The sequence below is a fragment of the Halomonas shantousis genome, from assembly GCF_054654615.1.
The window spans coordinates 1,384,503-1,408,677 of sequence record NZ_BAAIER010000002.1 but is presented as its reverse complement, the minus strand read 5'-3'; the positions used below and the strand labels follow the sequence as shown (position 1 = coordinate 1,408,677).

Annotated in this window: 19 protein-coding genes; 2 read left to right on the top strand and 17 right to left on the bottom strand. The window is 62.1% G+C overall.

What is annotated here, in order from left to right; translation table 11 throughout:
* Positions 1-133: 133 nt before the first annotated feature.
* The 10 genes from ACYQ12_RS06950 to ACYQ12_RS06905 all read right to left on the bottom strand — a co-directional run bounded on the left by ACYQ12_RS06950 (position 134) and on the right by ACYQ12_RS06905 (position 10,419).
* Positions 134-1,945: an acyl-CoA dehydrogenase C-terminal domain-containing protein gene (locus ACYQ12_RS06950; RefSeq protein WP_459869436.1), complete on the bottom strand. Its 1,812-nt coding sequence runs from the start codon at positions 1,943-1,945 to the stop codon at positions 134-136.
* A 168-nt stretch (positions 1,946-2,113) separates the two neighbouring features.
* Positions 2,114-2,704 carry a TetR/AcrR family transcriptional regulator gene (locus tag ACYQ12_RS06945; RefSeq protein WP_459869434.1) on the bottom strand — a complete coding sequence of 197 codons (591 nt, stop codon included), beginning with the start codon at positions 2,702-2,704 and terminating at the stop codon, positions 2,114-2,116.
* Between the two features lie 189 nt (positions 2,705-2,893).
* Positions 2,894-3,622 carry a sulfite exporter TauE/SafE family protein gene (locus ACYQ12_RS06940; protein ID WP_459869432.1) on the bottom strand — a complete coding sequence of 243 codons (729 nt, stop codon included), beginning with the start codon at positions 3,620-3,622 and terminating at the stop codon, positions 2,894-2,896.
* A 219-nt stretch (positions 3,623-3,841) separates the two neighbouring features.
* Entirely contained in the window at positions 3,842-4,168 is a 327-nt protein-coding gene (locus tag ACYQ12_RS06935; RefSeq protein WP_459869430.1) for a YnfA family protein, read from the bottom strand.
* A 158-nt stretch (positions 4,169-4,326) separates the two neighbouring features.
* A complete protein-coding gene (gene pstB, locus ACYQ12_RS06930; RefSeq protein WP_459874476.1) occupies positions 4,327-5,127 on the bottom strand; it encodes a phosphate ABC transporter ATP-binding protein PstB in 801 nt (266 codons plus the stop codon).
* Positions 5,128-5,169: 42 nt separating this feature from the next.
* Positions 5,170-6,015 carry a phosphate ABC transporter permease PstA gene (gene pstA / locus ACYQ12_RS06925; RefSeq protein WP_459869428.1) on the bottom strand — a complete coding sequence of 282 codons (846 nt, stop codon included), beginning with the start codon at positions 6,013-6,015 and terminating at the stop codon, positions 5,170-5,172.
* Between the two features lie 10 nt (positions 6,016-6,025).
* Positions 6,026-6,958 carry a phosphate ABC transporter permease subunit PstC gene (gene pstC / locus ACYQ12_RS06920; RefSeq protein WP_459869426.1) on the bottom strand — a complete coding sequence of 311 codons (933 nt, stop codon included), beginning with the start codon at positions 6,956-6,958 and terminating at the stop codon, positions 6,026-6,028.
* 141 nt (positions 6,959-7,099) lie between these two features.
* The gene (gene pstS, locus ACYQ12_RS06915; protein WP_459869424.1) at positions 7,100-8,146 is read right to left on the bottom strand and encodes a phosphate ABC transporter substrate-binding protein PstS; all 1,047 of its coding nucleotides are present in this window, start codon (positions 8,144-8,146) and stop codon (positions 7,100-7,102) included.
* A gap of 370 nt (positions 8,147-8,516) precedes the next feature.
* A complete protein-coding gene (locus ACYQ12_RS06910; RefSeq protein ID WP_459869422.1) occupies positions 8,517-9,242 on the bottom strand; it encodes a sulfite exporter TauE/SafE family protein in 726 nt (241 codons plus the stop codon).
* Positions 9,235-10,419 (bottom strand): Bcr/CflA family multidrug efflux MFS transporter, encoded by a 1,185-nt coding sequence (locus tag ACYQ12_RS06905; RefSeq protein ID WP_459874475.1) that lies wholly within the window; start codon positions 10,417-10,419, stop codon positions 9,235-9,237. Before ACYQ12_RS06905 ends, ACYQ12_RS06910 begins: the two co-directional genes overlap by 8 nt.
* Positions 10,420-10,602: 183 nt before the next feature.
* On the opposite strand from ACYQ12_RS06905, the gene tal reads away from it, so the two are divergent.
* Positions 10,603-11,538 carry a transaldolase gene (gene tal, locus ACYQ12_RS06900; RefSeq protein WP_459869420.1) on the top strand — a complete coding sequence of 312 codons (936 nt, stop codon included), beginning with the start codon at positions 10,603-10,605 and terminating at the stop codon, positions 11,536-11,538.
* A gap of 5 nt (positions 11,539-11,543) precedes the next feature.
* Here the strand turns inward: tal and ACYQ12_RS06895 are convergent, their stop codons facing one another.
* The 6 genes from ACYQ12_RS06895 to ACYQ12_RS06870 all read right to left on the bottom strand — a co-directional run bounded on the left by ACYQ12_RS06895 (position 11,544) and on the right by ACYQ12_RS06870 (position 20,955).
* A complete protein-coding gene (locus ACYQ12_RS06895) occupies positions 11,544-12,053 on the bottom strand; it encodes an STAS domain-containing protein (protein WP_459869418.1) in 510 nt (169 codons plus the stop codon).
* Entirely contained in the window at positions 12,040-13,179 is a 1,140-nt protein-coding gene (locus tag ACYQ12_RS06890; RefSeq protein ID WP_459869416.1) for a PP2C family protein-serine/threonine phosphatase, read from the bottom strand. Before ACYQ12_RS06890 ends, ACYQ12_RS06895 begins: the two co-directional genes overlap by 14 nt.
* 12 nt (positions 13,180-13,191) lie before the next feature.
* Positions 13,192-13,947, bottom strand: a complete 756-nt coding sequence (locus tag ACYQ12_RS06885) for an MlaA family lipoprotein (protein WP_459869414.1) — start codon at positions 13,945-13,947, stop codon at positions 13,192-13,194.
* Complete coding sequence (locus ACYQ12_RS06880) at positions 13,944-15,074, bottom strand: beta-ketoacyl-ACP synthase III (RefSeq protein ID WP_459869412.1); 1,131 nt, start codon at positions 15,072-15,074, stop codon at positions 13,944-13,946. Before ACYQ12_RS06880 ends, ACYQ12_RS06885 begins: the two co-directional genes overlap by 4 nt.
* A 97-nt stretch (positions 15,075-15,171) precedes the next feature.
* Positions 15,172-19,131: an ATP-dependent RNA helicase HrpA gene (hrpA, locus tag ACYQ12_RS06875; protein ID WP_459869410.1), complete on the bottom strand. Its 3,960-nt coding sequence runs from the start codon at positions 19,129-19,131 to the stop codon at positions 15,172-15,174.
* A gap of 153 nt (positions 19,132-19,284) precedes the next feature.
* Positions 19,285-20,955, bottom strand: a complete 1,671-nt coding sequence (locus ACYQ12_RS06870; protein WP_459869408.1) for an AMP-binding protein — start codon at positions 20,953-20,955, stop codon at positions 19,285-19,287.
* A 296-nt stretch (positions 20,956-21,251) separates the two neighbouring features.
* Between ACYQ12_RS06870 and cysK the strand changes: the two genes are divergently transcribed.
* The gene (cysK, locus tag ACYQ12_RS06865; protein WP_459869406.1) at positions 21,252-22,223 is read left to right on the top strand and encodes a cysteine synthase A; all 972 of its coding nucleotides are present in this window, start codon (positions 21,252-21,254) and stop codon (positions 22,221-22,223) included.
* A 114-nt stretch (positions 22,224-22,337) separates the two neighbouring features.
* Here cysK and ACYQ12_RS06860 read toward each other — a convergent pair whose 3' ends face one another.
* Complete coding sequence (locus ACYQ12_RS06860) at positions 22,338-24,146, bottom strand: VWA domain-containing protein (RefSeq protein ID WP_459869404.1); 1,809 nt, start codon at positions 24,144-24,146, stop codon at positions 22,338-22,340.
* Between the last annotated feature and the right edge of the window lie 29 nt (positions 24,147-24,175).

Here is a 24,175-nt window from a genome sequence, read left to right as displayed (position 1 = left end):
ACCCTCATCATGCCCCCGGACGTCAGGCAGCACAAACCCTCCGGAGGTACGAACGGAAAAGAAAATACTAGCAGCAAAAAGGCGGACCGAAGTCCGCCATCAAGCGAGGTCAGAGCGCCTGACCGGAGAGAATTCAGATTTCGAAGCCCAGCCCGAAATTCTCGGCGTCGATCGCCATCAGAGAGGCACTGCCGGCGCGGATCATTTCGGCATGCGCCCGAGTGCGCGGCAGCAGCCGCTGATAATAGAAACGAGCTGTATCCAGTTTGGCCTGGTAGAACGCTGGCTCATCGGTCCCCTTTGCCAGTGCCTGCGCCGCCGCCTGGGCAGCCTGCGCCCAGAAATAAGCCAGCGTGACGTAGCCGGAATACATGAGGTAATCGACACTGGCCGCACCGACCTCCTCGCGATCCTGCATCGCTTTCATGCCCACGGCCATGGTCAGCTCGCCCCACTCGGCATTGAGCTTGGCCAGGGGTGTGGTGAATGCTTCCAGCGTGGCGTCACCCTCCTGAGCCTTGCAGAACTTGTGGATCTGCTTGGTGAAGACCCGCAGGCTTTCGCCTTGGTTCATCAGCACCTTGCGGCCCAGCAGGTCGAGAGCCTGAATTCCCGTGGTGCCCTCGTAGAGGCGCGTGATGCGCGAATCGCGCACGAACTGCTCCATGCCCCACTCCTGGATGAAGCCGTGCCCGCCGAACACCTGCACGCCTTCGTTGGTCGCCTCGAAACCGGCCTCGGTCAGGAAGGCCTTGACGATCGGCGTCAACAACCCAAGCAGCACTTCGGCCTGTTCCCGCTCGGCACCATCCTGGGAGCATTCGGCCACGTCCGCCAGCTGGGCGGTATAAAGCACCAGCATGCGTCCGCCTTCGGCAAAGGATTTCTGGGTCAGCAGCATGCGACGCACGTCGGGATGGACGATGATCGGATCCGCCGGCTTGTCGGTAGCCTTGGGGCCGGAGAGCGAGCGCATCTGCAAGCGGTCGCGAGCATAGGCCAGCGCATTCTGGAAGCTGACCTCCATCAGGCCCAACCCTTGAATGCCGACCCCGATGCGCGCCACGTTCATCATGGTGAACATGCAGGCCAGGCCCTTGTTGGGCTCGCCAACCATGAAGCCGCGGGCGCCATCGAAATTCATCACGCAGGTCGCGTTGCCGTGGATACCCATCTTGTGCTCCAGCGAGCCGCAGGCCAGCGCATTGCGCTCGCCCGGATTGCCCTCGGCGTCGGGGAGATACTTGGGCACGACGAACAGGGAGATGCCCTTGGAACCTTCCGGTGCATCCGGCAGTTTGGCCAGGACCAGATGGACGATGTTCTCGGCCAGATCGTGTTCACCTGCCGAAATGAAAATCTTGGTGCCGGATATCTGATAGCTACCGTCGTCCTGAGGCACGGCACGTGTCTTGATCATACCGAGGTCGGTGCCGCAGTGCGGCTCGGTCAGGCACATGGTGCCGGTCCACACCCCCTCGATCAGCTTGGTGAGATAGGCGGTTTTCTGCTCTTCGGTACCGTGATGGCGCAGAGCATCGGCTGCCCCATGCGACAGCCCCGGATACATGCCCCATGCGAGATTGGTCGCACAGATCATCTCGGACAGCAGCATTCCCAATGAAGGTGGCAGCCCCTGCCCTCCGTAAGCGGGATCCCCGGAGAGACTCGGCCAACCGCCCTCGACGTACTGGGCATACGCCTCCTTGAAGCCCTGAGGCGCCTTGACCTCCCCGCCTTCAAGGCGACAGCCTTCCTGATCGCCCGACTGGTTGAGTGGCAGCAGGACCTCGCGCGTGAAACGCGCGCCCTCTTCGAGAATGGCGGAAACCACGTCCGGCGACACGTCATCAGCATTGGGCAGATGAGCGTAATGGGCAGGATAATCGAGCAGTTCGTCCATCACGAAGCGCATGTCGCGCAGGGGAGCCTGATAATCGGGCATGTTGATCACTCCTGAATCACGGATAGAGCTGCACCCAGCGCAGCCTCAAACATGCGTTTGAAATTATGCCAGACAGGGATATGAGTCAAGCGCTCGTTTAAAACCATATCCCCGACCTTGGTGGCATGTCCCCAGCGAGGCGTGCCCCTTGGAAGGAAAATGAAGGAGTCATGCCTGTCGCTGCGATAATGGCTCGTCGGGGGTCATGAGCATGGCCACCAGTCCCGATGCCAAGGACTCGGGGGAACGGGGCCCATGGGGATCGTACCAGCGGACGGTCCAGTTCAATGCGCCCAGCAAAAAACGATGCACCAGGAAAGGCTCCCCTTGAATCAGCCCGGCCTGCAGCGCCTCGTCGATCACCGAACGCCAGAGCGCCTCGTATTCATCGCGCAGATGGGCCAAGTGCTGCCGGGAGGATTCATCGAGACGGCGCCATTCGTAGAGCGCCACGACATGAGCATTGCGATCGTCGAGCAGGGTTTGGAGATGCGCACGGGCCATGGCATCGAGACGCTGGCGAGGCGCGTCGCCGGCAGCGTCAAGCATGTCCCGTGCCGTGGCCAGGGCGCTGTGCATGCCCTCCTCGATTACGGCTTCCAGGATTTCCTGCTTGTCGCGGAAATGATGAAACAGGCTGCCTGACTTGATGCCCATTTCCTGCGCCAGCATGCGTACGGTCGTCCGCTCGAATCCCTCCCCCACGAAGAGACCAGCGGCGATACGAATCAGTTCTCTGCGTCGGGAAGAAACGTTCATGGCGGTCATGGCATTGATACTAGCGCTTGATTGGTTTAGCCGAGAAAAGCACAGGCCCTGTATCCGGTCAACGCAACAGACCGACAGCACGACCAATGTCGCCCTCCCGGACCTGGTGGGAGAACCATGCATGGCTAACCAAGTGCGGCGATCAATGTGGGATAACGACTCACCGTACCGGGAACGATTTCAACCGCTGGCCGGAAACAGCAGCAACTTGAATGCGATCAGACCAAGAGCCACGGCGATGAGACGCTGGAAATACTGCTGCGGAATACGTTCGACAATGGCCTTGGCCAGCCTTGCGCCGAGCAACGACAACGGCACGAACACCAGCAGGCCCCAGGCCAGCGTCGGGGGTAATCCGTCGCCACCCAGCCAGTAGGTGGCCACTCGGCTACTGTCGACGGCCAAGGCGATGACGCCGGTCGCGGCGAGATACACCGACTTTTCCAGATCGAAGGCATTCAGGAAAGCGCCGCGTACCGCCCCGCCGATACCGAAGATTCCGGCGATCAGTCCATAGAGGGCGCCGCCGATGACGGCGACAGAGGTGCGCTGCGGCAGCCTGACCCTTCCTTTGATTAGCACGAAGACGACGTAGGCCAGCAGTACTGCACCCAGTATTTGTCCACCGATATCCTGTGGCAGCCGGAACATCAGCCAGCCGCCGACGATGCTCAGCAGTATGCCTGGCATACCGAACTTCAGGATCAGATCCCAGCGCAGCCCGCGACGAAACAGCAGTGCCCGCCAGAGGCTGGTGAAAAAATGTACGATTCCTACCAGCAGCAGGGTTTGCGGCAACGGATAGAACATCGCCAGAATCGGAACCATCAGCGTCGAGGTCCCGAAACCGGTCAGCGTGCCCAGCCCGCTGGCCAGCACCGTCAGCAGACCAATCAGAACAATAGCCATCGGCCTTCTCCTTCTGCCTGTCGGAGGGCTAATACTGCCGTCATGGGAATACTCGGCGCGGCGCTTTACCCGCCGGTTTGGACCAGCGCCATCCTCGGCCCCTACGACCCTGCCCCGGCATTGATCGGTTTCGTGCTGTCGAGAACATGGAAAGACGCCACCCTGGATCATGGTGGTGCTCGTGGGGCTGGGCGGGCTTGTGATCAGCCTGCTTTAATTTTAGCCGCCCCTCGGCCCGAGCAGGATCACACCCGCGCCGACCAGGCAAATGGCAGCCCCCAGCAGATCCCAGCGGTCGGGCGAACGATGCTCGACCAGCCACAGCCAGAGCAGGGACGTGACGATGTAGACACCACCATAGGCAGCGTAGGCGCGTCCCGCGTAGTCGGCATCGACGCGCGAGAGCAACCAGGCAAACAGGGCCAGGCTGAGCATCCCGGGCAGCAGCCAACCGATGGTCTTGTTCAGGCGCCACCAGGCCCAGAACGCGAAACAGCCGGCGATTTCAGCTAGCGCAGCTGCAAAATAGATTAGAGGCGTCAACATTCGGCGGATCCCGGCAAACCAGCCGACAGACTACCAGCGAGTTGTCATGCCTGCAGCGCTGTCGCACCGCGACAATACCGGTCGGGCTGTCCTGGTTGTACGACAATGCATCATGGCTCGGCCAGCCCAAGCCGGCAGAGCCGAGCCAAGGTCGAGTCTCAGCCGTAGCGGCCGGTGATATAGTCTTCGGCACGCTTGGTGCGTGGCGTCGAGAACATGCGCTTGGTCTCGTTGTACTCGACCATTTCGCCTAGATGGAAAAACGCCGTGTAGTCCGAGACGCGTGCCGCCTGCTGCATGTTATGCGTGACGATGACGATGGTGTAATCCTGCTTGAGCTCGTTGACCAGATCCTCGATATAGCCGGTGGAGATCGGGTCGAGCGCCGAGGTCGGCTCGTCGAGTAGAATCACCTCGGGCTTCACCGCAATGGTCCGCGCAATACACAACCGTTGCTGCTGACCACCCGAGAGCGCCTGACCGCTCTGCTTGAGCTTGTCCTTGGTCTCCTCCCACAGTGCCGCCTTGCGCAATGCCCACTCGACACGCTCTTCCATCTCGCGGGAGGAAAGCCGCTCATACAGCTTCACACCGAAAGCGATATTGTCGAACACCGACATCGGAAAGGGGGTCGGCTTCTGAAATACCATGCCGATACGTGAGCGCAGCAGGTTGGCATCGACACGCTTGTCATTGATGTCCTGGCCATCGAATAGAATCTGTCCCTCCATCCGCTGTCCCGAATAGAGATCGTGTATGCGATTGAGGCAGCGCAGCATGGTGGACTTACCGCAGCCGGAAGGCCCGATGAAGGCAACCACCTGGTTGGGCGGGACCTCCATGGAGATATCCTTCAGCGCCTGAAAATTTCCATAGTAGAAGTTTAAATCCTTGATCAGGAGTTTTGCCGTCTCGGCTGAAGCAGGTGACAGCCGACTCTCGTCGGTACTCGCGGACATCGAAGCGTCTCGTGAAAGATCCATGATTAACCTCTTCGCAGCTTAGCGTTTGCTGCTTCGGCTGGAGATGATGCGGGCGCCAATATTCAGCGCCAGTACCGCCGCCGTCAGTATGAGCGCCCCGGCCCAGGCCAGCTCGACCTGGCGGGGAATGAACGAGTTGATCGTCATGTTCTGGTAGAGCGTCATCGGCAGGTTTGGCATTTCGCTGTTCATGTCGAAGAAGTTCCATTGATTGGAGTTCAACGACGTGAAGATCAGCGGAGCGGTTTCTCCGCTGATGCGCGCGCAGCCCAGCAGAATACCGGTGGTGATACCGGCTCTTGCGCCGCTATAACACACCTTGGCCACTATCCACCAGCGATGCGCTCCCAATGCCGCAGCGGCTTCTCGCAAGGTGTTGGGCACCAGCTTCAGCATGTCCTCGGTGGACCGAATGACCACCGGGATGATCAGTACAGTGAGCGCAGCCACCCCGGCCCAGCCAGAGAAATGCCCCATCGGCAGAACAATGACGGCGTAAATGAACAGGCCGACGATAATCGACGGTGCCGAGAGCAGTACGTCGTTGATGAAACGCACGAGGCTGGCCAGCCGCGACTTGCCGCCATATTCGGCCAGCCAGGTACCGGCCGCGACACCGATGATGGTTCCAGCCACTGTCGCCAGTGCAGTCATGATCAGACTGCCGAGAATAGCATTGCCAAGCCCGCCACCCGTCATTCGGGTGCGCTCGAGAAACACATCCGGCGACAGTGCCGTCACTCCCTTGAACAGCAATTCAGCGAGTATCAGCAACAACCAGAAGATGCCAAACGCAGTGGCGACAATGCAAAGCGTCATGATGGTACGGTTGACGATGCGGCGCTGACGATAGACAGAATTCATGAAAGCTTCCTCAGGGTGCGCGCCGTTCTATGCGATTGAGCATGTAACGGGCAATGGCCAGCACGATGAAGGTGAGGACAAACAGTAACAGCCCCAGCGCCAGCAGTGCCGAGCGCTGCAGTCCATCCGCCTCGGGAAACTGATTGGCAATCAGCGCGGCGATGGAAGTGCCCTGACCGGTCAGGGTCGGGTTGAGAAAGAGGTTGTTACCGATCACGAACGTCACCGCCATGGTTTCGCCCAATGCCCGTCCGAGCCCCAGGATCACGCCACCCACCATACCTCCCCGCACCGAAGGAAAGATCACGCTACGCACCACTTCCCAGGTGGTGCAGCCCAACCCGTAAGCCGATTCACGCAGCATCGTCGGCACCGTCACCATCACGTCGCGGGTGATAGCGGTAATGAAGGGAATGATCATCACGGCGAGAATCAGCCCAGCGGTAGCCAGGCCCGTTCCGGCCGGAAAGACTTCGGGGAAATGAGTTTGCAAGAACGGCGCCAGCACCTCGACGCCCCACATCCCGTAGATGATCGACGGAATGCCGGCCAGCAACTCGATCGTCGTACCCAACGGACGCCTCAATACCGTCGGGCAGATTTCGGTCAGGAAGATCGCAATGCCGAACGACACCGGCACGGCGATGACGATGGCGATAATCGAGGTGACCAGCGTGCCGTAGATCGCCGGTAATGCACCGAATCTCTCGATATTCGCCGCCCAGCGATCGGTGGTGAAGAAATCGAGACCTAGCGTTGAGAGCGCCGGCCACCCCGAGGCGATCAGCGATATCATGATCGAACCGAGCAGGATCAGCACCAGCAGAGCAAAGAACAGCGTCGCGCGCTCGAACAGGCGATCGATCATGCCGTTGCGCTTGAGCGCTTTAAGCTCGTTCCCGCTGGCACTCAGAAGATGGCGATTGTCGGCAATAGCAGGCATTTTCATCACTCTTGGTTCACCCAGCCCAGGGTGACTTTCGTTCGATCCGCCAGCCCATGCATCGGGCAAAGCGAAGCGGCTGAATACAAAAGAGCTGCGGGCAGAGAGCCCGCAGCCTTGAAGGACATGTTTCTGCGTTTATTACTGCTGCCAGACTTGCTGACCGTCCTGCCCCTTGATCTGCGACCAGACATCGTTGCGAATCATGTCGGCAACGTTCTGAGGCATCGGCACGTAGTTGAGTTCCGCTGCGGCATCGTCACCATTCGCGAATGCCCAGTCGAAGAATTCGAGTGCCTGGCGGGCAGCATCGGCATCATCCACTTGCTTGTGCATCAGGATGAAAGAGGCCCCAACGATCGGCCAGCTCTGCTCGCCCGGCTGGTTGGTCAGCACCAGATACATGCCTTCGGCGTTCTGCCAGTCGGCATTGGCGGCAGCAGCCTTGAAGCTTTCGGTGTCGGCAGTGACGAACTGGCCAGCCTGGTTCTTCATCTGCGCTACGTTCATGTCATTCTGTTCGGCATAAGCAGATTCGACATAGCCGATCGCGCCATTGGTCTGAGCGACCTGATTGGCCACACCTGCGTTGGCCTTGGCACCGACGCCCACCGGCCAGGCTACCGACTTGCCCTCGCCGATGTTATCGGCAAAGCTCTGGCTGACCTGCGCCAGGTAGTGGGTGAACAGGAAGTTGGTACCGGAACCCTCGGCGCGATAGACCGGCGTGATGCGGGTATCGGGCAGGTCAAGGCCGGAGTTGAGCTGTTGGATAGCCTCATCGTTCCAGCGGGTAATCTCGCCGGCATAGATATCGGCAAGGGTCGGCCCGTCGAGCTTGAGTTGCCCTTCTTCGATCCCTTCGACGTTCAACACCGGGACGACGGCACCCATGATCTGCGGCCACTGAACCAGGCCATTCTTGTCGAGTTCTTCCGGCGTCATCGGCGCATCGGAGGCACCGAAGGTCACGGTCTTGGCAGTAATCTGCTGAATGCCGCCACCGGAGCCGATTGCCTGATAGTTCAGCCCTACGCCGGATTCATCCTGATAGGCATCGGCCCACTGGGAATAAACGGGGTAAGGAAACGTAGCGCCCGCGCCGGTAATGCTGTCAGCGGCGACGGCTGCCGTGGCGCCCAGCGCCAAGGACGCGGAAATCAGGGTCGTTGCAACATGTTTCAACATGGAATGGCTCCTTCAGTGGACCGCTCTGCTTCGTACGCGACAGGGCATCGGGCCTTCTTGGGAATGGGGCCTTCCTGCCGTCTGTTCGCCTGGAGGTCATCGACCTGCTACGGAGGCCACGTTAACGAGGAAATATGTCAGTTTCGTGTCAGCCGTACATTTGTCGCATGACGCAAGCCACCATGATGCGCCACGCCAATGCAAGATGCCTGCACGAGAGCCTGGATTCCAGCGAGGAAGTAGCGGGACTCACCCCGCCCGGTATTATGCAGATCATGCTCCGGCTCAGCATCGAGACATGCCCAGGAGGCGATGCCGGTAGCCCAGGAGACGATGTCGGTAATAGCAACGATGCCCGATTCGTGGCGTATCAATCGATCAGCAGCCCCAGTGCCGCCAGGGTGCATAACGACAACGAAGCATACTGCAGGGTGCGACGGTCCAACCGGTGCGCGATGCGCGCCGCGACCCAGCTTCCCGCCAGAATCGCCGGCACGAAGCTCACCGCCATTGCCAGATGCCAAAGCTGAATGCGTCCGGCCAGGGCCAATACCGTCAGGGTCAGTATCGAGCCGACGATGAAGAACGCCGCCAGATTGCCGCGCACGCTGTCCGGCGGCAGGCGGTGCATGAGCAGCGCGATGGGCGGCCCGCCGATACCCGACACGGTGCCGAACACGCCGGAGACCACGCCGGCGATAAACAGGCTGAGCCGGTTGACCGGCAGGCTGAAGCGCAACAGGCTTACGGCCACGGCAATCAGCACGATAGCGGCAATGAGATGTTCGAGCACTGCCAGGGGCACGGCCAGCAACAGCCAGGCACCCAGTGCATTGCCGGGCAGGCGACCGACTAGCGCCATGCCGATGGCGTCGAGACGAATCTCGTGACGATAGCGCCCCGCCATCATCAGCGACACCAGCAAGCCGAACATGACCAGCACCACCGGTACCAGTCGCGGTTCCAGCATCAGCAGCAAGGGTGCACCGATCACCGCCAACCCGAAGCCCGTGGCACGCTGCACGAAGGCGCCCAGAAACAGCGAGGCGGCACACCCCAGCCAGACCAGCAGCGATACGCCCAAAAACTCAGCCATGCAGGGCACCCCGAGCCAGTACGCGTACGGCGAGATTGCCGAGCAGCGTGGCACCCAGCATGGTCAGCACCGTCGGCCACGCGCTGGCCACCTCGAAGGCGCCGACCAGCACGCCGGCAAGCGCCCCGCTGGTGAACTGCACACTTCCCTGCAAGGCCGTGGCGGTAGCGCTCATGCGCGGAAAATGATCCAGCATGGCGGACATGGCATTGGGACTGATAAGCCCCTGCATGCCGACGAACAGCACCATCAATGGCACGACGCTGACCAGCGAGTCTGCTCCCAGCGCAAAGATCGTGACCAGGGCCACTCCCGCCGCCAGTTGGATGCCGAGCCCGAGAAGCAGATTCTGCTGCGGCGAATGCGATCTGAGCAGGCGGATGTTGAGGCGGTTGGAGCCTGCCATGACCAGAATGTTGGCGCCGAACACGAAGGGATAGGCAGCCGGCGAAAGCCCGTAATGCTGCATATAGAGATAGGGCGAGCCGGTAATGAAAGCGAACATGCCGGCAAACGACATCGAAACGGCGAAGATATACCCCATCGCCTCGCGATGACGCAGTACGCTCAGATAGTTGCCGAGAATCTGGCTCCAGGGGGCGGCATTCGGATCACGGCCGTGCGTCTCGGGCAGGCGTGTGCTCAGCAGCCACAGCAGAAACGCCGCATACAATGCGAGGAACAGGAAGATGGCCCACCAGTCGGCCAGATACAGCAGCCCGCTGCCCACCATGGGTGCCACCAGCGGCGCCAGCATCAGGATCATGACCATGGTCGACATGACTTTCGCCGCCTCGCGCCCGCTGAAACAGTCGCGCACGATGGCCGCCGAATTGACCACGCAGGCCCCGCCTCCCAGCGCCTGGACAAAGCGCAGCAGCCACAACTGCCCGATGGAACCGACCTGAGTGATGGCCAGGCTGGCCAGCAGAAACACCGCCAGCCCCGACAGCAGTATCGGCTTGCGCCCCAGACGGTCGGACAGCGGCCCACAGATCAGCTGCCCCAGGGCGAAGCCGAACAGAAAGACACTGACGGAAAGCTCGGTATGGTGAACGCTGGCTCCCACGGCCTCGGCCAAGGAGGGGATGGCCGGCAGATAGGCGTCAATGGCGAAAGGTGCCAGGGCGGTATTGGCCGCGACCAGCAGCGCGACGCGCCGGGAATCGAGCGTCAGCATAAGCCTCCTTGCGTGAGCCGAACTATCATGAAGCCGCTAATGATAACAACATTTGCCCACCTCGGGTGTTCGCTCTGCCATCGAGACGGGCATCACCTCTGTCCGCGGATGAGCGCTAGGCGCGCTATCGGGCAGTTGGTAAAGTTGAGGCTCTGATTCGACTCAAGGAGGGACCACGGTATGGCTCTGGATAAACTGACGCAGCTCAAGGCAATGACCACCGTCGTTGCGGACACCGGCGATCTTGACGCCATTCGGCGTTTCACGCCCACCGACGCCACGACTAACCCCTCGCTCATCCTGCAGGCGGCACAGCATGAAAGCCGTCGTGTGCGGCTTGCCGAACTCGCTCGTCAAAGTACCGACATCGATGACGCACTGGATGCCGTCGCCGTCGACGTGGGTAGCGAGATCAGCGAGCTGGTTCCCGGCTACGTCTCCACCGAAGTCAGCGCACGCCTGTCGTTCGATACCCGGGCTACGCTCAACCGGGCGCACTCACTGATCGAGCGCTACGAGCGCCGCGGTATCTCGCGGGAGAAGATCCTGATCAAGATCGCCTCGACCTGGGAAGGCATCCGCGCCGCGGAGCGCCTCGAACGCGAAGGCATCCGTACCAACCTCACGCTGCTGTTCAGCTTCACCCAGGCGCGTGCCTGCGCCGATGCCGGCGTGACGCTGATCTCCCCCTTCGTCGGACGTATCCTCGACTGGCATAAGGCGCGCGATCCCGAAGCAGACTTCAGCGGCGAACGCGACCCCGGCGTGCGTTCGGTGCGGAAAATCTACGAGCACTACAAGGGACACGGCTACAAGACCATCGTCATGGGTGCCAGCTTCCGCAACAGCGGAGAGATCGAGGCACTGGCCGGCTGCGACCGCCTGACCATCTCCCCCGCCCTGCTCGCGGAGCTGGCCGAGTCCCAAGGTTCGCTGACGCGCCAGCTCCAGCCCGGCGGTGCCGAAACCTCACCACCGGAACCCTTGGATGAAGGAGAATTCCGCTGGGAGATGAACGAGGACGCCATGGCGACGGAGAAACTGGCCGAAGGCATCCGCAAGTTCATGGCCGATCAGCGCAAGCTGGAAGAACTGCTGGGTGAACTGCGCAGTTGAGAGGATCAACTATGGTGAGGATCGGTCTGCTGGGCTTCCAGCAGCTCGATCAACGGCTGGAATTCATGACGGTTATGCTCGCTCATGCGCATCAGGATGCGATGCGCCTCCAGAATGCGCTCCTGCATATCCCGCTCACCGGCCTCGACTTGCGGCAGATCGTCCAGCTCGGCAGGCTCGGTCAAGGGTGAGGTCACCAGCGTGAAATAACGCGAGAAGCCCATCACATCCAGCATGAGCCGCACATCGGGATGATCGGCCACGATGGTCGGGCGCTGCTCGACGTGATCCTGCACGGCCAGAGCCACCTTGGCCAGAAACCCCAACGCGGTGGAGTCGACGTTGGTCGCCTCGCGCAGATCGACCATCACCGCACGCAGCCCCGGCATCTGGCCCAGGCGCTGCGCCTCGGCATCCAGCGTGGCGCAGAGCGTGAGCCGCACATCGCCGCACAGCTTGAGCACGAACACACCGGCCTCGAAGGCCGCCTTGATACGCCCCTCATGCATTATCAAAACCGCTCAGTGTCATCATGGTGAGATCATCGGGCAACGCTTCCCCCAGCATCAGACTGTCACGCAACGCCTGGATACTGGAGCAGCGCGCGATGCGCCGCTCCAACTCCTGAAGCCGTGCATCGAGCGTGTCGCCGGGCAGGCATTCCAGGATTCCATCCGAACACATCCAAAGACAAAAGTTCTGCGCCAGTTCGCGCCCGAAGGAAGGAAATTCGACGTCGTCAAACAGCCCGACGGGCGATCCCGTACCCTCCAGGACCGTCACGGCGCCAGCCTCCTGAAGCACGGGCATGGGCAGTTGCGCGCCGAGCGCATAGTGGAGGTAGCGACGCTCGCGGTCAAGCACCCCGGCGAAGATTGTCACATGCTTGCCGATGCCGGTGTCGATCAGCTCCCGGTTAAGCTCCGTCAGCCAGCGCGAGGGGAAAGTTTCAGGAGCTTGACCGTCCCAGCGCGACAGCCAGCGGTTGCAGAGATACCTGAGCAGTACGGTGACGAAAGCCGAGGAAGCGCCATGGCCCGACACGTCCGCGAAGTAGAAGAAACTGTAGCGGCTGTCGCAGGGCTGGAAGTCGAGGAAATCGCCGGAAAGGTAAAGCGAAGGTTCCAGCCAATAATCGGCGGTCACGCCGTTATAGGTCACGGGACGCGGCGGTAACAGCTTGCGCTGGATGTGACTGCCCGCCTGCTGGTCGAGACGCAGCATGGCCAGGTGGGTTTCCAAGCTTTCATTGAGTTCAGCCAGCCGAGCGCGATCACGTGCATGCGCCTCAGCCAGACGGTGATGCTCGACGGCGCGGGCGATGAGCCGGCACAGCACCGCACCGTGCTCGAGAGGCTCGACGAGATAGTCGACAAGGCCAGCATCGATCGCCCCGAGCAGATCGTCGTCGAGACGCGTTTCACTGACCATGATGGCCGGCAAGCGCTCGCACAGTCGCGGCCAGTCGCACCGTCTGACCGCCTGGGCGTGCGCCACGATGCATGCCGTGTCCGCCGGAAGCGCCGCCAGGGCATCGACCGTCGTGACGGCAAAGCCACTCTCGGCGATGATCCGGGCAAGCGCATCTCGTCTCTGTCCAGGTTGATCGATCAGGCCGATCAGTATTTGCTGGCTGGCCATGAAGGCATCGTGTCAATCAGCGAAATCGTCATCGCTGAACTCAAAGTCTTCATCGAAGGCCCCGCTTGCGAAGGGGTCCTCCCCCAGTTGCCCATCGCTGACTTCGAAACGCCGTCTCTGCAGGTAGGCGTCACGCACAAAGCTGTAGCGATCGCCTTGAATCAGCCGCTCCTGATCCAGCAGGCTGGCACGCAGGTCGACCAGTTCCAGGAACCGCAAGCTATAGCGGACCTTGTCCTCTTCGACGTAGGTCAGCGGATAGGTGTACCAGTCGACAGGCAACCCAGCGGTATGACGCAGCGTACGTCCGCCGAGGATCGGAAGCACCAAGAAGGGCCCTTCGTCCACGCCCCAGACGGCAAGTGTCTGCCCGAAATCCTCCTCGCGTTCGCGAAGCCCCATCCGTGTGGCCGGGTCGAGAACGCCGCCCACGCCCAGAATGGAGTTGATCACGAAACGCCCCGAGGCGATGCCGGCATTCGACCACTTCCACTGCAGCATGCTGTTGAAGGCGGTGCCCAGCTCGCCCAGATTGCTGAAGAAGTTGCCGACCCCGGTCTGTACCGGCTCGGGGGTCACGTAGTCGTACCCCTGAGCCACGGGCTTGAGTGCATAGCGATCCAGTGTATCGTTGAAAGCGAACACGCGCCGATTGAACCCTTCCCATGGATCCTGGGGGTTGGGATCGGGCGCGACCGTTCCCTGCGATGCACAGCCACTGAGCACCGCGGCGACACATAGCGCCATCACTCCCTTGAAAAACATCATCCGTTGCTCACCTTGCGTAACAGTACACTGCCCGCACTGTAGCCCGCTCCAAACGAACACACCACCCCAATATCGCCATCCTCGAGTCCGTCGCGATGCAGATGAAAAGCGATAATCGAACCTGCGGAACTGGTATTAGCATAGCGGTCCAGAATGACCGGTGCCTGCTCGAGCGTCGGCTCGCTGCCCAGCACGCGCCGTGCGATCAGGTCGTTCATGTGACGGTTGGCCTGGTGCAACCAGAGGCGCTTGAGATCGCCGCTGGACAGCGAAAGCTGCTCGAGATGCTCAGTGATCAGATCGGCCACCATCGGGCAGACTTCTCTGAATACCTTGCGCCCCTCCTGAACGAACAGCTTGTCCGCCTCGCCGACCCCAGTGTCGGCCATATTGTTGAGAAACCCGTAATTGTTGCGGATGGCGTTCGAAAAGCGCGTGCTCAGTCGTGTACCCAGAACCTCGAAGCGGCTCGCGGCGCGCGCAGCATCCGCCGCCTCGATCACGACCGCCGTACAGGCATCGCCGAAGATGAAGTGGCTGTCGCGATCGCGAAAATTGAGGTGCGCCGAGCAAATCTCGGGATTGACCATCAGTACGCGCCGGGCATTGCCTGCGCGGATGGCATTGGCCGCCATCTCGATACCGAAGGTCGCGCTGGAACACGCCACGTTCATGTCGAAAGCGTAGCCCGGGGCCCCCAGCGCCATCTGCAGCTCGACGGAAACTGCCGGATAGGGGCGCTGGAGATTGGAGCAGGCAACGATGACCAGATCGATTTCATCGGCCGCGACCTGAGCAGCGTCAAGGGCTTCCCGAGCCGCCGCCAGTCCCATCTCGGCCTGTACGGAGAGCGCTTCGTTGGACCGCTCCGGCAGGCGCGGGCGCATGCGCTCGGGATCCAGAATGCCCTCGGCGTCGAGCACGTAGCGACTCTCGATACCGGACGCCTTGACGATGAACTCGGTGCTCGAGTACTGCAGCGGCTCGCGTTCGCCCGCCTCGATCTCCCGAGCATGCCGGGTGTTCTCGCGGTCGACCCAGGTATTGAACGAAGCCACCAGCTCGTCGTTGCTGATCGCATGCTCCGGCGTGTAGAGCCCCGTGCCGGTAATCACGGCATGTGTCATGGTCGTCTCCTCATGGCATCGTCAGATGCCACTTATTTTAGCCTTCGAATGGCGGTGATTCGGCCTTCAGCAGCACACGGCCACCGGAGAAAGCCCATCATTTCTGCCGTCCGGTGATTTCGGCCCAGCGCCGCTCGAGGCGCTTGCTCGACACCGGCTCCAGCGTGCCGAGTTGCTGGGCGAACAGCGAGACACGAAATTCCTCGAGCCACCAGCCGAACTCGACGAGCCGGGGATCCTCGCTTCCCTCGCGGCGTGTCGCTTCGCGACGGGCGGCCAGACGGGCCTCGAAGTCGTGAACTTCCTGCATCGCCATCTGGTCGCGCATGCGCTCGCGCGGGGCCTTTTCCAGACGGATCAGCGCGGCCTGCATGTAACGCGGGTAGTGCTCCAGCCAAGCTCCCGCCTCGGTCACGAATCCCGGATGTACAAGACGCTGCATCTGGGCCTTGAGGTCACTGTACACCAAGGCCAGCGCCATACTGAGATTGCCTTTCAGCTGCTTGGTCACCGCCAGGTGTCCCTCGAGTGCCTTGTAGAGATGCTCCACCAGACGCTCGGCATGCGGCACCAGCTCCGCGCGTCGCTCGTCGATACGCGCATCGAGTGCCTGACGTGAGCGCGGCAGGGGATCCTGCGCAATGACCTGCAGGAACACGGCGTCGGCAACGTCATCGACGAGCTGCGCCTTGCTGCCCACCTTGGCGAACAGCAACGCGCAGCGATCCAGCCCCTTGAGCTCTCGCTTGAGGTAGCGCAACTGATCCGGCAGTCGCTGCATCGCCAGTCGCTTGACTCCCTGGCGGTGAGCCTCGCGCGCCTTGTCGGGATGATCGAACAGCTCCACCGCCAACGTGTCGCCCTTGTCGATCAATGCCGGATAGGCCTCGACCCGGATTCCGGCCTGGGTCGTGGTGCGTGACTCGGGTAGCGGCGTCTCGGGCAACTCATTCAGTGACGGTGCCTCCAGCACCTCGGCATTCAACGCCCGGGCGCCCTGAGTGGCCGCCGCGGCGAAGCGCTGTTGCAGCACGGAGAGATCGCGGCCCTCCCCCAGCATACGGCCTTCGTGATCGACGACCCGCAGGTTCATGATCAGGTGCGGTTCGAGCTGGTCGGTACGCCAGGCATCCGGGGGCAGGCGCAGCCCGGTGCGGCGGCGCAGAAACTCGCCCAAGGCCTCGGTCAACGGTACATCGTCGGGCGTCAGGGTCGCCAGTGCTGCATCCACCCAGTCGGGAATCGGCACCACCTGCTTGCGTACCGCCTTGGGCAACGACTTGAGCAGCGCGATGCATTTCTCGCGCAACAGTCCCGGCACCAGCCACTCCAGACGCGCGGCGGGCAACTGCGACAGCATCGCCGCCGGCAGCGTCAGGGTCACCCCGTCATCGCTGGCGCCGGGCGCAAAATGGTAACTCAGCGGATAACGTACGCCATTCCATACCAGTTCGTCGGGATACTGCTCGACCGTGACATCCTCGGCCTCGCGGGCCATCAGGTCGGCCTTGTCGAGCTTGAGGATGCCGGGGTCGTCACGCTCGGCCTTCTCCCGCCAGCGCTCGAAGCTGCGTCCGTTATGAATATCGGCGGGAATGCGCTGATCGTAGAATTCGAACAGCGTATCCTCGTCAACCAGGATATCGCGACGGCGGGCACGATCCTCGAGTTCTTCGACCTCGCCGATCATTGCCCGATTGTGAGCGAAGAACTCCGCTCGGGTGCGGTACTCGCCCTCCACCAAGGCACGGCGAATGAATATCTCACGCGCTTCGCGAGGCGCGATGGGTCCATAGTTCACCTTGCGCCCGGCGACGATCGGCAGACCGAACAGGGTGACCTGCTCGTGAGCCACCACCTGGGCCCGCTTCATTTCCCAGTGCGCATCACTGTAGTTGCGCTTGACCAGATGCATCGCCTGAGGCTCGACCCACTCGGGGCGGATGCGCGCCACGCTGCGGGCATACAGCCGCGTGGTCTCCACGAGTTCACCGGCCATGATCCACTTGGGGGTCTTCCTGGCCAGGCCGGAGCCGGGATGGATCATGAACTTGCGATTGCGGGCGCCAAGATACTCGCGATTCTCAAGCAACTGGCCGAGGTTCGACAGCAACCCGGACAACAGCGCCTGATGCAGCTGCTCGTAGTTGACCACCGGATGGCGACGCACCCCGTCCACATTGTCGGCGTCGGGCTCGGCCGGCTGCATCGCCGACGAGTCCTCCAGCGCCAGTTCCCGCGCCAACTGGCGCAACTGGCGATAGGTATCATGCCACTCGCGTAGACGCAGGTAGTTGAGATAATTCTCGCGACACCAGCGTCGCAGCTGGCTGCCCGAGAGCTCCTCTCGTGCCGTCTCGAAACCGTGCCACAGATTCAGCAGCGCAGCGAAGTCGGACTCGGGATCGTCCCACTGCTTGTGTTTCTGATCCGCCGCCTGGCGCTTTTCGGCAGGCCGGTCGCGCGGGTCCTGCACCGCCAGGGCACTGACCACGACCAGCGTCTCGCGCAGGCTCTTGAACTCGGCGCCGGCCAGCACCATGCGCGCCAGGCGCGGGTCGATGGGCAGGCGCGACAGGCGCCTGCCGGTGTCGGTGAGATGTTGCTGCTCGTCCACGGCACCGAGTTCGAACAGCAGCCGGAAGCCATCCCTGACAAAGCGTGAATCGGGCGCATCGACAAAGGGAAACGCCTCGATGTCACCGAGCTTCAGTGCCAGCATCGACAGGATGACCGAGGCCAGGTTGGTACGCTGGATCTCCGGCTCGGTGTAGGCCGGCCGCGACAGGAAATCCTCCTCGCTGTAAAGACGCAGGCATACCCCCTCCGCGATACGCCCGCAGCGCCCCTTGCGCTGATCGGCGCTGGCCTGGCTCACCGGCTCGATGGGCAGGCGCTGGACCTTGGCGCGGTAGCTGTAGCGGCTCATGCGCACCAGCCCGGGATCGATCACGTAGCGAATGCCCGGCACCGTCAGGGAGGTTTCGGCGACATTGGTGGACAGCACGATGCGCCGACCGGCGTGAGGCTGGAATATGCGGTTCTGCTCGGCATTCGACAGCCGCGCATACAGAGGCAGAATTTCGGTGCTCTTGAGATCGGCACGGCGCAGGGTATCCGCTGTCTCGCGGATGTCCCGCTCCCCGGGCAGAAAGATCAACACGTCGCGGGGCCCCGAGAACCAGCGCTTTTCGCGCTCGATGGCCTCGATCTCCTCGACAGCATGAAGAATGCCCTCCTGCAGGGTGCGGTCCTCCTCGTCATCGGCCTCGCGCACCAGCGGTCGGTAGCGCACTTCGACCGGATAGGTGCGCCCCGAGACCTGTACGACCGGGGCGGGGCGGCCATGCTGGGCAAAATGCTCGGCGAAGCGCGCCACGTCGATGGTCGCCGAGGTGATGATGACCTTGAGGTCGGGGCGACGCTCCGTCAGCCGCTTGAGGTAGCCCAGCAGAAAATCGATGTTGAGGCTGCGCTCGTGCGCCTCGTCGATGATGATCGCCTCATAGCGCGACAGGTCGGGATCGTGCTGGGTCTCGGCCAGCAGGATGCCGTCGGTCATCAGCTTGACCAGGGTGCGCTCGTTGGTGATATCGGTAAAACGCACCTGATAGCCCACCTGATCGCCGAGCGGCACCATGAGCTCCTCGGCCAGGCGCGTTGCGACAGAGCGTGCCGCCAGACGGCGCGGCTGGGTGTGACCGATCAGCCCGCGCCTTCCCAGGCCCAGCTCCAGGCAGATCTTGGGCAACTGGGTCGTCTTGCCCGAGCCGGTCTCCCCGGCCACCACCACGACCTGATGATCACGCAGCGCTTCGAGAATGTCGGCACGCTTTTCGGCGACAGGCAGCGTCTCGGGATAGTTCAGTTGTACCGGCAGCTCGCGCCGCAACGCCAGTGCCTCGCGGGAAGCGTCCAGACGTTTCTCGATGTCGGCCAAGGCGCGATCGACGGGCTTGCCGGCCCGGATGCGGGCCTGCAGGCGCGACAGGCGCCGCCCCTGTTCCCGGGCATCGCGCAGCAAACTCTCGTCCAGAGCAGTCTGGAGAGATTTCATTCGTACAAGGGGATCGCGGGGTTGTACGCTCAAGAGGCCCTCTTCCGGTCGCAAAAAAACCTGCCCGTCATTCTGACGGGCAGGCCATTGTACCGCCAGGCGCCGGATACGCCTATGCCGGACCCAGGAACCTCCGCTCAGACCGACCCGCCATCAGGAAGACTGTCTGGCACTGTCACGCAGTTCGCGACGCAGCACCTTGCCCACGTTGGTCTTGGGCAATTCGTCGCGGAACTCGACATAACGCGGCACCTTGTAGCCAGTCAGCTCCTTCTTGCACCAGGCCCGCAGCGTCTCGGCATCGAGATTGTCGTTTTTCGAGACGACGAATATCTTGATCGCCTCGCCACTGTTCTCGTCGGGAATCCCTACCGCAGCCACCTCGACGACATCGGGATGCGCGGCCACGACATCCTCCACCTCGTTGGGATAAACGTTGAAACCGGAGACGATGATCAGGTCCTTCTTGCGATCCACGATGCGGATATAGCCATTCTCCTGCAGCACCGCCATGTCGCCGGTGCGCAGCCAGCCTTCACCGTCGAGCACTTTCTCCGTCTCGTCGGGACGGTTCCAGTAGCCCTTCATCACCTGCGGCCCCTTCACGTACAGCTCACCCGCTTCCCCGAAGGGCAGCGTATTGCCCTCCTCGTCGACCACCTTGACCGAGGTGCCCGCAAACGGCTTGCCGATGGTGCCGAGCTGGATGGCGTCCGGCGGGTTGGCGGAGACGATGGGCGCCGTCTCGGTGAGACCGTAACCCTCCATGATCGGGCAGCCGGTGATCTCTTCCCAGCGCTTGGCGGTCGCCTTGGTCAGCGCCATGCCGCCGGAGATGGTCATCTTCAGCGAGGAGAAGTCCAGCGCCTTGAAGTCATCACGGTTGCACAGCGCATTGAACAGCGTGTTGAGGCCGACGAACCCGGTGTAGCGTGTGTTCTTCAGCGTCTTGATGAAGCCATCGATGTCGCGTGGATTAGGGATGAACACCGAGTGGTTGCCCATCAGCACGTTGAACAGGCAGTTCACGGTGAAGGTGTAGATATGGTAGACGGGCAGCGGTGCGATCATGGTTTCCTCGCCCTCCCGGGTATGGGAGAGGTTGGAAATCCGCGTCTGCAACGCATTGGCGACCAGGTTGCGATGCGTCAGCATGCAGCCCTTGGCCACCCCTGTCGTGCCCCCCGTGTACTGCAGGGCCGCCACGTCCTCGGGCTGTCGCGCGACCGGCCGGTATTCGAGCCGCCCGCCGCGGGCCAGCGCGTTTCGTAGTCCGACGGCCTTGGGCAGCGAGTACTTCGGTACCATCTTCTTGACGTGCTTGACCGCGGCGTTGATCAGCAGCCGCTTGGGAAAGCCGTGCAGGTCGCCGATCTCGGTCACGACGACATGCTGAATGTCCGTGCGCTCGAGCACCCGCTCCAGCTTGTCGGCCATGTTGGCCAGGATCAGGATGGCCTTGGCTCCGGAGTCCTTGAATTGATGCTGCATTTCCCGCTCGGTGTAGAGCGGATTGGTGTTGACCACGATCAATCCGGCACGCAGCGCACCGAAGACGGCGACCGGAAACTGCAGCAGATTGGGCAACTGGATGGCGATGCGATCGCCGGGCTGCAGTGTCGTCTCGTGCTGCAGCCAGGCGGCGAAGCAGCGAGACAGGCGGTCCATGTCGGCATAAGTCAACGTCTGCCCCATACAAGTAAAGGCAGGCTTGTCCGCGAAGCGCTCACAGGACCGGTTGAAGACATCGACGACGGAAGCATACGCCTCCAGCCCCTCAAGCGCCGATCCGGAGATGATGGGAGCCGCGGCTTGCTGACTCATAGACTGTTCCTCCACATGATGTGCCGACAACCGCTGCCGAGCGTTCTTGTTGTCCCACGGGTGACGACCGGCCAGGCAACCACTCGTCCCAGCGACGGACGCCCCTTTATATCAAGCCTGACCGACTTAAAACAGATGCTTGAAACTAACGTTCAATACTCGGCTCACCCCCCACCTTGTACTTCCCGGGGCGGGATGTCCACCCGGCCGGATTGCCCTCTCATCGCTCGACCCGTCTGGCGACAAGGAGTAGATTCTTGACTCTCACTCCCCCGATACGGAACGCAGGAGACGACATGAGCCAGATCTTCGAAGACAATTCGCTGACCATCGGCCAGACGCCAATGGTCAGGATACGCCGCCTGACGAAGCATCCCCGGCTGTACGCCAAGATCGAAGCGCGCAATCCCTCCTTCTCGGTCAAATGTCGCATCGGCGCCAGCATGATCTGGGACGCCGAACAGCGCGGCGAACTCACCGAGGGCAAGGAAATTCTCGAGCCGACCTCGGGCAACACCGGCATCGCGCTGGCATTCGTGGCAGCGGCACGCGGCTACAAGGTCACTCTTACCATGCCAGCCTCGATGAGTCTCGAGCGCCGCAAGGTGCTCAAGGCCCTCGGAGCCGAGCTGGTATTGACCGAGCCGGCACAAGGCATGCAGGGCGCAATCGACAAGGCCCACGAGATGCAGCAGGCCGAGCCCGCCCGTTACTTCATGCCGCAGCAGTTCGAGAACCCGGCCAACCCGCGCATCCATGAGGAAACCACCGGTCCCGAACTATGGGAAGCCACCGACGGTGAACTCGACGTCTTCGTCGCCGGTGTGGGTACCGGCGGTACCCTCAGCGGCGTGTCACGCTACTTCAAGCAGACGCGTAGCCGGGCAATCACCTCGGTTGCCGTCGAGCCGTCCGAGTCGCCGATCATCGCCCAGGCCCTGCGTGGCGAATCCATCACGCCCGCCCCGCACAAGATCCAGGGCATCGGCGCCAACTTCATTCCCGGCAATCTGGACCTGTCGCTGGTCGACCGAGCCGAGGCGGTTTCCAGCGAAGACGCGATGGCCATGACGCACCGCCTGATGCGCGAGGAAGGCATTCTCTGCGGCATCTCCTCCGGCGCAGCGATGGTCGCAGCGCTGCGACTGGCTGAAGATCCGGCGTTCAGCGACAAGGCCATTGCCGTCATCCTGCCCGACAGCGGCGAGCGCTACCTGAGCGGGCCACTGTTCAAGGAGCTGTTCGCCGACAAGGAACTTCAGCCCTGACGACTCCGGCCATCAATGGCCCGAGGCCGTCGGGCCGACGCCACGCAAGCCAGCCGAATAACCGCCTCCAGAGGGAGGCGGTTATTTCTTCATGGAATGCGAGGCTGTCAGGGCTCAGATATGCGGCTCCTCCCAGTGCTGGTGGTGCTTCTCATGCGCTTTCCTGCGCCGTGCCGCCCGGCGTCGCTGCATGATGATCAGCACTAGTACCACGGCAAGCCCCAGCAACAGCCAGGCCAGAGGGGCGTCACGGTACTTGTGGAAGTAATCGGGGACCTTCTGCAATTCGGTACGTGCGCGCTGGAAGATTGCCGTGCCCACTTCGGACAAGCTCGGTGTTTCCTGGGGCTGCGCTTCGTCGGCGGCCAGGTCATCTCCCGGCAACGCCTCGGCTTGGAGTTGCTGACGATCGCTCGCGCCCGATATGCCGATGCGGGCGCCGGGGTTCAGTCGTACATCGGGAAGATTCAGGGTACGCGTTTTCCCATCGAGCGTGACGGTCGCCTCGAGCTCCAGCGGAACGGAGCGTGTCGGATCGATCTCGGGCAAATCGATGCGCCACTCTCGCGCTCCGATAACATGAGTCTCGAGCGTTTCTCCCAGCAGTCGGGCGCGAATCTCGGTATTGGCAGTGGAGAGGTCCGGATGCTGGGCCTGCAGCCCAACCTGGCGCTGGTTCTCGGAGAGCGTGGCCGTAATCGCCGGAATGACGTTGACACCCTGTATCTGCTGGCGTGAGAAGGCGTCGCTTTCGGCAATGAGCGCCAGACGCGCATTGCCCAGTTCCCCGGCCCCGGGCAACTGGCCACGAAAATGCGCCCCTTCCTGCGACAGGTTCACCGCTTCCTGAATATCGCCGTCGAGACTGCGCATCTCGGCACGCAGCGTCAGGTCATCGGGCAGGGCGTCGGTTGTCAGCGCCTGCCCCTCATTTTCCAGCCAGACATCCAGCGGTACCGCAAAGCCCTGATAGAGAGTGGCCGGCAAGGCGTTGCTGCGCAACACCAGAGACGACGTGACGGCAATGCGGCTATCACCGCCCAGTTCGCCCTCGATCCGCCACTCCCCTTGCTGAGGAGACGGCACCTTGATCAGATCGTAGCGGGAGTCGCTGCGCCACTGAATCCGATCGGGGTGATCATCGAAGGAATAGCGCTGCCCGTCGGGAGCCACCAGCACCACTGGCGGTGCCTCGGGATCATGGAAGAGCAGCGCGGTGAAGGCGTCGATTTCATCGTCGATGGTAAAACGCTGATTCTCGAGAGGCACCTGATCCGCCGGCAGGATGCGATCGAGCACGTCCAGGAAGGCACGCAGCAGGGCTTCGGGAGTTTCGGCCACGGCCGCCAGTCCACCGGTCTCCTGGGCCAGCCGTTCGAACAGTGCCAGATCCGCCTTGTTGGACAGGGCAATAGGATGGATCACCACGTCCTGCCCGGCCAGGCGCGGTGCCAGCGTCTCGATCAGCGCATTGCGCGATGCCGCGTCACGCGCAGCCTTGTTGCCACCCTGTGCCGGCAGATCCACCACACCATCGGTGAGCACGATAAGATGGCGTTCACCGCTGGCAGGAGGCGCCTCGGCTGCCTGACGTATCGCCGCCTCGATGTCGGTGAACTGCTGATAATTGGAAAGTCGGGAGGACAATGACAGAGCCCGCTGACGCCACTCGTCATTGACCTGACTGCTGGGCAGCGGATTGCGGACGTTGGTCCCGAATAGCCATAACCCGCCTCGTGCGTTGGGGGGCAGCAGCGAAACGGCCAGTTCCAGGGCCCCTACCCGCAGATTCCCCGGATCGTTGACCTTCATGCTGCCCGAAACATCGATCACGAGCCGCACATCGGGTGCCTTGCCATCATCCTGAGCCCAGGAGGACGGCAAGAAACTTACCAGCAATAACAGTGCCACTAGGGCTCGCATGACCATTTCCTTATTCAGCCAATCCATCG

Bases quoted from the DNA above. Each gene is read 5' to 3' on its own strand.
- ACYQ12_RS06950 (WP_459869436.1), bottom strand. From the start codon at position 1,945: ATGCCCGATTATCAGGCTCCCCTGCGCGACATGCGCTTCGTGATGGAC.
- ACYQ12_RS06945 (WP_459869434.1), bottom strand. From the start codon at position 2,704: ATGAACGTTTCTTCCCGACGCAGAGAACTGATTCGTATCGCCGCTGGT.
- ACYQ12_RS06940 (WP_459869432.1), bottom strand. From the start codon at position 3,622: ATGGCTATTGTTCTGATTGGTCTGCTGACGGTGCTGGCCAGCGGGCTG.
- ACYQ12_RS06935 (WP_459869430.1), bottom strand. From the start codon at position 4,168: ATGTTGACGCCTCTAATCTATTTTGCAGCTGCGCTAGCTGAAATCGCC.
- pstB (WP_459874476.1), bottom strand. From the start codon at position 5,127: ATGTCCGCGAGTACCGACGAGAGTCGGCTGTCACCTGCTTCAGCCGAG.
- pstA (WP_459869428.1), bottom strand. From the start codon at position 6,015: ATGAATTCTGTCTATCGTCAGCGCCGCATCGTCAACCGTACCATCATG.
- pstC (WP_459869426.1), bottom strand. From the start codon at position 6,958: ATGCCTGCTATTGCCGACAATCGCCATCTTCTGAGTGCCAGCGGGAAC.
- pstS (WP_459869424.1), bottom strand. From the start codon at position 8,146: ATGTTGAAACATGTTGCAACGACCCTGATTTCCGCGTCCTTGGCGCTG.
- ACYQ12_RS06910 (WP_459869422.1), bottom strand. From the start codon at position 9,242: ATGGCTGAGTTTTTGGGCGTATCGCTGCTGGTCTGGCTGGGGTGTGCC.
- tal (WP_459869420.1), top strand. From the start codon at position 10,603: ATGGCTCTGGATAAACTGACGCAGCTCAAGGCAATGACCACCGTCGTT.
- ACYQ12_RS06890 (WP_459869416.1), bottom strand. From the start codon at position 13,179: ATGGCCAGCCAGCAAATACTGATCGGCCTGATCGATCAACCTGGACAG.
- ACYQ12_RS06885 (WP_459869414.1), bottom strand. From the start codon at position 13,947: ATGATGTTTTTCAAGGGAGTGATGGCGCTATGTGTCGCCGCGGTGCTC.
- ACYQ12_RS06880 (WP_459869412.1), bottom strand. From the start codon at position 15,074: ATGACACATGCCGTGATTACCGGCACGGGGCTCTACACGCCGGAGCAT.
- hrpA (WP_459869410.1), bottom strand. From the start codon at position 19,131: ATGAAATCTCTCCAGACTGCTCTGGACGAGAGTTTGCTGCGCGATGCC.
- ACYQ12_RS06870 (WP_459869408.1), bottom strand. From the start codon at position 20,955: ATGAGTCAGCAAGCCGCGGCTCCCATCATCTCCGGATCGGCGCTTGAG.
- cysK (WP_459869406.1), top strand. From the start codon at position 21,252: ATGAGCCAGATCTTCGAAGACAATTCGCTGACCATCGGCCAGACGCCA.
- ACYQ12_RS06860 (WP_459869404.1), bottom strand. From the start codon at position 24,146: ATGCGAGCCCTAGTGGCACTGTTATTGCTGGTAAGTTTCTTGCCGTCC.